The sequence below is a fragment of the Fructobacillus fructosus KCTC 3544 genome (assembly GCF_001438695.1).
In the GTDB taxonomy this organism is placed as follows: Bacteria; Bacillota; Bacilli; order Lactobacillales; family Lactobacillaceae; genus Fructobacillus; species Fructobacillus fructosus.
This window is the reverse complement of the sequence record NZ_JQBH01000040.1, coordinates 1-297: the sequence shown is the minus strand read 5'-3', so window position 1 is coordinate 297 and position 297 is coordinate 1. Positions and strand designations below refer to the sequence as shown.

At 43.8% G+C, this 297-nt stretch carries 1 protein-coding gene; it reads left to right on the top strand.

What is annotated here, in order from left to right; all coding sequences use genetic code 11:
* A partial coding sequence (locus IV71_RS08185) for a glycoside hydrolase family 25 domain-containing protein (protein WP_478210281.1) occupies nt 1-297 on the top strand: 297 nt, incomplete at both ends.

The window sequence follows — 297 nt, the reverse complement described above, 5'->3', positions numbered from 1 at the left end:
CTAATCGGGCTGATTTGAAGTATCAACAAAACCTGTCTGCATTAGGAAATGTAGGCGTTAATTACGCCGTTTATTCCTACATGACTGCTAGTGATACAGCGAGTGCTGAAAGAGAAGCACAGGGGCTTTATACGAGGACACAGCAAGCCATCAGTGGCAAGCAACCTCGCTTCTATATGATTGATGTGGAAGAGAATACTGGCAACGACATGCGAGGTATTGTTGAAGCCTACATGAACGAGTTGAATAGCTTAGGGGTACCGGATAACAAAATAGTCCTCTATATCGCTAATCACT